Raw genomic sequence first — 8,419 nt, 5'->3', positions numbered from 1 at the left:
GATGACGAACGCTACCGCCTGCGCCTTGTACTCCTCGGTAAATCGGCGGCGTGTCGAACCCATACTCATGTCTCCCGAAGGACCGGGCGACCCTCACCCCGTGTCCACCGAACCGGGAACGGTCCAGACGGAGTCGCTAGAGTTGCGCAGCCGCCGCCATCCAGGACCACCACGACGACACAATAGCCTTCCCCGCAACAAGCACGGGCGTCAACACCGTAACCTGCAAATATCCGCTAGCAGCACTCCGGTCCGGCGCCGAAGACGACCCACGACGCAGTGAGCTGCGTGCATGGCTAATCGCCCAAGTAACGCCCCCGGTGGCCAGGATCTACGCTCGACTTACCGAGCCTCAGCCCGTTCCAGTACGCCGTGGACGCTTGGTCCGGGAAGGAACCTTGTCCCGCCCCCGTTCTACGTCGTTACGCGACGCCTCGCTGATGCGATTGTGACTGCGGACTGACCGGCGCCCGGTTCACCCCGGTGACGGTCAGTGCTGGAGAACAGGCGATGAGATGAGTGGGGACAATGCGCTGCCCGATCCGGTCCGGCCGATCACGTACAGTGACGAGAACAGCGACCTGCGCCCCACCGTGACGTCTACCTTCCCGTTGGCGAGAGGGCCATGGACCTGCTGAGGAACCTCGAGCTCGGGATCGCCCGCGTGCCCGCGGCCAGGGACTGGAGCCGCGGCGCCCGGAGCGCGTCGACACCGTAACGACGATCATTCACGTTGGCGCGTTTTCAGGTACCTTCCGCCATCGGTAACGCGAGACGTCGGCGGGCTCTGGTAAGACTTCACCTTGTGACGACAGAGCCAGCCTGGACCATCACTGCTGAGGACCGCAAGAAGGAGCAGGAGCGAGCCGAACTTCACCGGGTAATCTGGAAGATCGCCAACGACCTGCGTGGAAGCGTGGACGGCTGGGACTTCAAGGCGTATGTGCTGGGGCTGCTGTTCTACCGATTCGTCTCCGAGAACCTGACGGCTTACCTCAACGAAGCCGAGCGCAATGCAGGCAACGAGGACTTCGATTACCGCTACCTGTCCAACGCCGACGCCGAGTTCGGGCGCGAAGAGACGGCGAAGGAGAAGGGCTTCTTCGTCCTGCCCCAGGACCTCTTCGCGAACGTGCGTGAGCGGGCCAGCAAGGACGAGAACCTCAACGAGACTCTGACGCGGGTGTTCACCAACATCGAAGCCAGCGCGATCGGCACCGCTTCCGAGGACGACATCAAGGGCCTTTTCGCCGATCTCGACGTCAACAGCGGCAAGCTGGGCCCCACCGTCGCGAAGCGCAACGAGAAGCTGGTCAAGCTCCTCGACGCAATCGGGTCGCTGAACATCGGCAACGGCGAGTTCAACGAGAACACCATCGACCTTTTCGGTGACGCGTATGAGTACCTGATGCAGATGTACGCGTCCTCGGCCGGTAAGTCTGGCGGGGAGTACTACACACCGCAGGAGGTCTCCGAGCTGCTCGCTAGGATCACCGTGGTCGGGAAGACCGAAGTGAACAAGGTCTACGACCCCGCCTGCGGCTCGGGTTCGCTGCTGCTGAAGTTCAAGAAGGTACTACCCAATGGGGTCCGGCAGGGCTACTTCGGCCAGGAGATCAACCTGACCACCTACAACCTGTGCCGGATCAACATGTTCCTGCACGACATCCCGTACGAGAAGTTCGACATCGCCCACGGCGATACGCTGATCGACCCGTACCACTGGGACGACGAGCCGTTCGAGGCGATCGTCTCCAACCCGCCCTACTCCACGCGCTGGGAAGGCGACTCGAACCCGCTGCTGATCAACGACGAGCGGTACGCCCCCGCCGGCGTACTGGCGCCGAAATCGAAGGCTGACCTGGCGTTCACGATGCACATGCTGTCGTGGCTGGCGGTCAACGGCACTGCCGCGATCGTCGAGTTCCCCGGCGTGCTCTATCGCGGCGGCGCGGAGCAGAAGATCCGCAAGTACCTGATCGACAACAACTACGTCGACACCGTCATCCAGCTCCCATCGGACCTTTTCTTCGGGGTGACGATCGCGACCTGCATCATCGTGCTGAAGAAGTCGAAGACCGACAACCGGGTGCTCTTCATTGACGCCTCAGCGGAGTTCACCAGGCAGGGCAACAAGAACAAACTCGCCGGAGAGAACCAGGCCAAGATTCTAGAGGCGTTTACCCGCCGCGAGGCCCTGGCCCACTTCGCGACCCTGGTCGACTACGAGACCATCCGCGACAACAACTACAACATCGCGGTCAGTTCCTACGTCCAAGCCGAGGACACCCGCGAAGCGACCGACATCAAGGCATTGAACGCCGAGATCGCGCGTATCGTTGCCCGGCAGGCCGAGCTGCGCACCCAGATCGACGCCATTGTCGCCGACCTGGAATCCGACGATGCGCCTCGGTGACCTGCTGTCCAAAGCCCCCGCCAAGGAAGAGGCGCAGGTCGAGGGCTTCCTCAACGGTCGTGGCTTGAGTTGGGGACAACACAAGACGATTGACGCCGGTCAGGTCTTTCTGAACTTCCTGTGCAAGAGCTGCGGAGTTGTTCGGACATTCATGTCGAGCAAGAAGCTGTCCTGCCTGGGTGTCGGCGACCGTGTGGTGAGCATCGACGCATGCCTCAAGTGCGCAGCATGCGGGGCGATCGTCGAAGCTTGGTTCCTCGTGGTCTCCAGGGATGAGCTGCACGAGCAAGCTCCGATAGTTCGTTTAGAGCGCTACGTGGATAACCGGCGCGACCGGGCCAGTCGAATCGGCGTCGGAGCCGGTGGCTTCGATGATTTGCTGGAGCGCGCGCAGCTTGCGTACGAGGAACAGCTCGGTGCGGGAGCCATGGTCTATCTTCGAAAGATCTTCGAAGTGCTCACCAAGCAGGTCGCCACCGTCGCACAAATCTCAACCACCGAGAATAGTGGCCATCGCAAGTCATTCCGCAAACTCTTGAAGGAGGTTGACGAAGAGCACCACATCATTCCTTCGGCATTTTCCAGCGATGGATACAAGTTGTTCAGCGAGCTGAGCGAGATTGTTCATGGGGACTCGAACGAGGAAGTAGCCCTGCAGAAGTACCACCCCTGCCGAAGTCTGGTCGTCGGCATCATCCAGAACGTCGCCAGCGATCAGGAGATGAAAAGAGCGATCAAGGATCTCGGCTGGAATGTGACGGGATTGGACATGCCTACAAGCGGGGAGACGGCGTCATGAGCGAGATTGACAGGCTACTCGCTGAGTACTGCCCGAACGGGGTCCCGATCAGGCGACTCGGCGAGGTTGGCACCTTCGTTCGGGGACGCCGATTCACCAAGTCCGACATGGTCGAGGTCGGCATCCCGTGCATCCATTACGGGGAGATCTACACAGAATACGGCGTGTCCGCGCGCACCACCGTCTCGCATGTGAAGGAGGACCTGCGTAATCAGTTGCGCTACGCCCAGCCGGGAGACGTGATCATCGCTGGCGTCGGGGAGACGGTCGAGGATGTGGGCAAGGCCGTCGCTTGGCTCGGCGAAGGAGAGGTCGCGATCCACGATGACTCGTTTCTGTTCCGGAGCGAACTCGATCCGACCTACGTCTCCTACTACTTCCGGACCAGCACCTTCCATGCCGACAAGGAGCAGCATGTCGCCCGCGCCAAGGTGAAGAGGCTCTCTAGTAGCGGTTTGAGCAGGGTCACCATCCCGGTTCCTCCGCCTGAGGTTCAGAGCGAAATCGTACGGATCCTCGATAAGACGACTGAGCTGCAAGCTGAGCTGCAAGCTGAGCTGCAAGCTGAGCTGCAAGCCCGCACACGCCAGTACGAGCACCACCGGGACCAACTCCTCACTTTTGTCGGGAGAGAGGACATCAGGTGGGCAACTTTGAGCGAGATCGCCACCTTCAAGTACGGGTACACGGCCAAGGCTGCTCCGATGGGGGACTACCGCTTCATCCGTATCACAGACATAAATGCCAACGGAAAGTTGTCTGCCCACGCTGCAAAGTACGTCGAAGCTAGCGATGAGGCGACCGGATACTTGGTCAAGCAGGGTGATCTCTTGATGGCTAGGACAGGTGCCACGTACGGCAAGACCATGCTTGTAGGCGAGGACCTCGATGCGGTCTATGCGTCGTTCCTGATCCGGATTCGCGTGGATAAGTCAGTTCTGTTGCCATCGTTCTACTGGCATTTTGCACAGAGCGGCATGTTTTGGGATCAGGCTGACGCGCTCGTAAGCACTGGTGGTCAGCCGCAGTTCAACGCGAACGTGCTGAAGACTGTTAGGATGGCAATCCCCACCCTCACTGAACAGGCCCGGATTGTTGCTCTCCTCGACCGGTTCGACGGACTAGTCGACGACCTGTCATCTGGTCTTCCTGCCGAGATTGAGGCACGCCGCAGTCAGTATGAGTACTACCGGGACAAGTTGCTGACGTTCGAGGGGTGGGTGGCGTGAGCCAGGACGGCAGTGTGGAGGCTCCGGACTCGGCGCTGCGGTACGAGCCGATCGCGGTGAGCGACGAGGCGACGGTGGTCGCGACGTACGAACCGGGCGGCGGCGATCCGGGCTACCAGTCTGAGGCGGAGCTTGAGGCCAAGTTCATCAAGATGTTGGGGCAGCAGGCGTACGAGCGCCTCCACCTCACGTCGTCGGCTGACCTGGAGGTAAACCTTCGTCGTCAGTTGGAGCTGTTGAACAATGTGGTCTTCAGCGACGACGAGTGGAAATGGTTCTTCGCCAAGAGAGTTGCCTCGAAGAATGAGGGCATCGTCGAGAAGACGGCGCGCATCCAGGAGGACCCGATCCAGGTCCTCGCGCGTGACGACGGCACAAGCAAGAACATCAAGTTGATCGACAAGTCGAACATCCACGCCAACCGACTCCAGGTGATCAACCAATACGAGACGGTCGGCGAGGGTGCTGGGACGGCTCGCAAGCACCGCTATGACGTGACGATCCTGGTCAACGGGCTACCGCTCGTGCATATGGAGCTGAAGCGGCGCGGGGTGCCGTTGAAGGAGGCGTTCAACCAGATCAACCGCTACCAGCGGGAGTCGTTCTGGGCCGATGCCGGACTGTTCCAGTACGTCCAGCTCTTCGTGATCTCCAACGGCACGCACACCAAGTACTACGCGAACACAACTCGTGCCCGGAAGGTGGCTGAGTCCGAGGGCGGCAAACGTGGCCGGAAGCAGACGTCGAACTCGTTCGAGTTCACCTCATGGTGGACTGACGCGGAAAACCGGCGCATCGGCGACCTGACCGCGTTCACGCGGACCTTCTTCGCCAAGCACACGCTGCTGAACGTGCTGACGAAGTACTGCGTCTTCGACGTCTCCCGTACCCTACTAGTGATGCGGCCCTACCAGATCGTGGCGGCTGAGCGGATCCTGCGGCGGGTGGCGTCCTCGGCGAAGGCGACCGGGCCGGAGGCCGGCGGCTACATCTGGCACACCACCGGGTCGGGAAAGACCCTGACCTCGTTCAAGACTGCGCAGCTCGCGTCGAAGATGGAGGGTATCGACAAGGTTCTCTTCGTGGTGGACCGCAAGGATCTCGACTACCAGACGATGCTGGAGTACAACCGCTTCGAGAGGGGCTCGGTCAACGGGTCACGCTCGACCGCCGAGCTCAAGCGGCAACTCCAGGACCACAACGCCTCGATCATCGTCACCACGATCCAGAAGCTGTCGCGGTTCATCGAGCAGAACAAGGGCCACGAGATCACCAAGGCTCATTCGGTGTTGATCTTCGACGAGTGCCACCGGAGCCAGTTCGGTGACATGGGGACCTCGGTGCGCAAGGCATTCCGTCGCTCCCACCTCTTCGGGTTCACCGGAACCCCGATCTTCCCGGAAAACGCCAGCGGGGCGACAAAGGACACTACCGAGAAGATCTTCGGCGACCGACTACACAGCTACACGATCGTGGACGCGATCAACGACGGAAACGTGCTGCCCTTCCGCGTCTCTTACCGGAACACCGTGCGGGTTGCAGACGACGTCGAAGACAAGCAGGTTGCCGGGATCGACACCGAAGAAGTGCTGCGCCACCCCGAGCGAATTCGGAAGATCGTGGGGCATGTCCTCGACCACTTCGATACCAAGACCATGCGCACCCAGGGGTACAGCCTGGATGAGAAACGGGTGCGTGGCTTCAACTCGATGCTGGCGACCGCGTCTATCCCCGCGTTGAAGATCTACTACGACGAGTTCGCCCGGCAGCAGACCGAGCGCGCAGCCACAGACCCGTCCTACCAGCCGCTGAAGATCGCCACGATCTTCAGCTACGCGGTCAACGAGGACGAGCAGGTCGGTGGCATCCTCGATGACGAGGCGATGGACGCGGACCAGCTCGACGCCTCCTCCCGCGACTTCCTCGAACGCGCAATCAACGACTACAACGCCTCCTTCGGCACAATGTACGACACCTCGGCAGCGAAGTTCGAGAACTACTACAAGAACCTCGCGCTTCGAGTGAGGGACCGTGAGGTCGACCTGGTCATCGTGGTCAATATGTTCCTGACCGGGTTCAACGCAACCACACTGAACACGCTGTGGGTGGACAAGAACCTCAAGTCCCATGGGCTGATCCAAGCGTTCTCCCGCACCAACCGCATCCTCAACTCGGTCAAGGCCTACGGCAACATCGTCTGCTTCCGCAATCTGGAGAAGGCCGTCGACGACGCCCTGGTACTCTTCGGCAACTCCGAGTCCCGCGGGGTGGTGCTGCTTAAGCCGTACACCTACTACCACGCCGCGTACGTCAGCCTGGTCGAGCAACTCCTGGAGCAGTGCCCACCCGGAACGGAGCCATTCGGGGAAGCCCAGGAGAAGGCGTTCGTCGTGCTCTTCGGTGAGATCCTCAAACTGCGCAACATCCTGACCTCGTTCGACGAGTTCGCTCACGACGAATCGCTGCCACCGAGGCAACTGCAGAACTACACGAGCGTCTACAATGCACTGTGGGAGAGGCGCCGCAAGCGGGACACCGGCGAGAAGGAGTCGATCCTCGACGACGTCGTCTTCGAGATCGAGCTCATCAAGCAGGTCGAGGTCAACATCGACTACATCCTGATACTGGTGCAGAGGTGGCGTGATGAGGGCCAGACCAAGACGGGCGAGGAAGCCAGGACGCCGCTGCGTGCTGTCGAGGACGCCGTCGACGCCAGCCCATCGCTGCGGAACAAGAAGGACCTGATCATGGACTTCGTCGACTCCATGTCGGTCACCGGCGAGGTCAGCGACGACTGGCGCATCTTCGTCACCCAACGACGAGAAGCCGAACTCGCCGAGATCATCGACGCCGAGCGCCTTCGGCCCGAGCAGACGAAGTCGTTTATTGAAGCGGCCTTCCGCGACGGCGCGATCGCAACCCACGGAACGGCGATCACCCAGGTCCTGCCGCCGGTCTCACGCTTCGCGAAGGACAACAACCTCGGCACCAAGAAGGAGCGCGTCATCGCGAAGCTGACCGAATACTTCGAGCGCTTCTCCGGATTGGCCTGAAAGACGCCGCCGTCATTGGTCACCCGGCCTTTCCGGTCCGACTGCTATCTGTTAGTTAATCTTGATCCTGGCCTCTTACTGCATGGTCCAAGAACCGGCGCGACGACCACGGCATCACCACCCTGCTCGGCCAGCCGCAGCCGGGCCACCGCAGCGCCCGCCATTCCGCTCGGCCCGCGCCCACGTCCCCCTGCCTGGACGGGCGGCACGACCCGATGATCGCGCCGGTCACCCGCGGCTACAACCACTACCTGCGCCTGGGCAGCGAGGTTTGCCTGGCGTGCACTGCAGTGAGGGCGCGACGGCCGGAATAGCTGGTGATCGAGCACGTGCGGTCGACGACGGGCCCGATGGCCCGCATGAGTACGCGACCAAGGACAGGGCCGCAGCGCCGAACCCAACGCTGGCCGCGACCACCAGGCACACGGCCACCTGCAATTTGCAACACGGGAGCCGTGCAGCGAGTGATATAAGCCAGAGTACCGACCGTTCCGGGCTTCGAGACTCATGGGCGGTCGTTGATCATCGGGTCATGCATGCGAGCCATGCCTCGTGATCAATCAGACAGGACACCTGTCCTTTGTAGTCTACTATGACGACAGTGACCGAGGCTGCTGCCGCACTGCCAAATTTCGCTTCTCTTCGCCTGAATTTGTTACAAATAGACTGTCTCTTGTAGACATTCGCCGACCACCCACTCACGATCATAATCCCGCGGTGATCCGCCGTGATCGCGGCAGCACACCGCCAGGGACTGTTCCAGGATCGGTGTTTCCGGCCCGACACGCCGGGCTGAGGTCCGGCGGGATGGGCACTGTGAGTGATGACATCTGAGGTTGTGAGTCCACGCAAGAGTGAGTCCCAGCCGGCGCGGGAGCTGTCGCCGGAGCAGGCCGCTGCGGCGGCGATGGTGGCCGAGGCG

The 8,419-nt window shown here is 61.3% G+C and carries 4 protein-coding genes; all 4 read left to right on the top strand.

From position 1 onward, the window contains the following. The first annotated feature begins 805 nt into the window (after window positions 1–805). Genes ACLJQZ_RS48220 through ACLJQZ_RS48205 form a run of 4 tightly spaced genes read left to right on the top strand, consistent with a single transcriptional unit; the run spans window position 806 to window position 7,497 of the window. Window positions 806–2,416, top strand: coding sequence for a type I restriction-modification system subunit M (locus ACLJQZ_RS48220; RefSeq protein ID WP_410628429.1), 1,611 nt, complete (start codon window positions 806–808; stop codon window positions 2,414–2,416). Then, entirely contained in the window at window positions 2,403–3,215 is an 813-nt protein-coding gene (locus ACLJQZ_RS48215; RefSeq protein ID WP_410628427.1) for a hypothetical protein, read from the top strand. Before ACLJQZ_RS48220 ends, ACLJQZ_RS48215 begins: the two co-directional genes overlap by 14 nt. Beyond that, window positions 3,212–4,444, top strand: coding sequence for a restriction endonuclease subunit S (locus tag ACLJQZ_RS48210; protein WP_410628426.1), 1,233 nt, complete (start codon window positions 3,212–3,214; stop codon window positions 4,442–4,444). Before ACLJQZ_RS48215 ends, ACLJQZ_RS48210 begins: the two co-directional genes overlap by 4 nt. After that, window positions 4,441–7,497, top strand: coding sequence for a type I restriction endonuclease subunit R, EcoR124 family (locus tag ACLJQZ_RS48205; protein ID WP_410628424.1), 3,057 nt, complete (start codon window positions 4,441–4,443; stop codon window positions 7,495–7,497). Before ACLJQZ_RS48210 ends, ACLJQZ_RS48205 begins: the two co-directional genes overlap by 4 nt. Window positions 7,498–8,419 lie beyond the last annotated feature (922 nt).

Source organism: Amycolatopsis sp. cmx-8-4, assembly GCF_046548675.1.
Taxonomy (GTDB): Bacteria; Actinomycetota; Actinomycetes; order Mycobacteriales; family Pseudonocardiaceae; genus Amycolatopsis.
Note: the sequence above shows the minus strand (reverse complement) of the source record. Positions and strands in the feature narration are given on the sequence as shown.

Bases quoted from the DNA above. Each gene is read 5' to 3' on its own strand.
- ACLJQZ_RS48215 (WP_410628427.1), top strand. From the start codon at position 2,403: ATGCGCCTCGGTGACCTGCTGTCCAAAGCCCCCGCCAAGGAAGAGGCG.
- ACLJQZ_RS48210 (WP_410628426.1), top strand. From the start codon at position 3,212: ATGAGCGAGATTGACAGGCTACTCGCTGAGTACTGCCCGAACGGGGTC.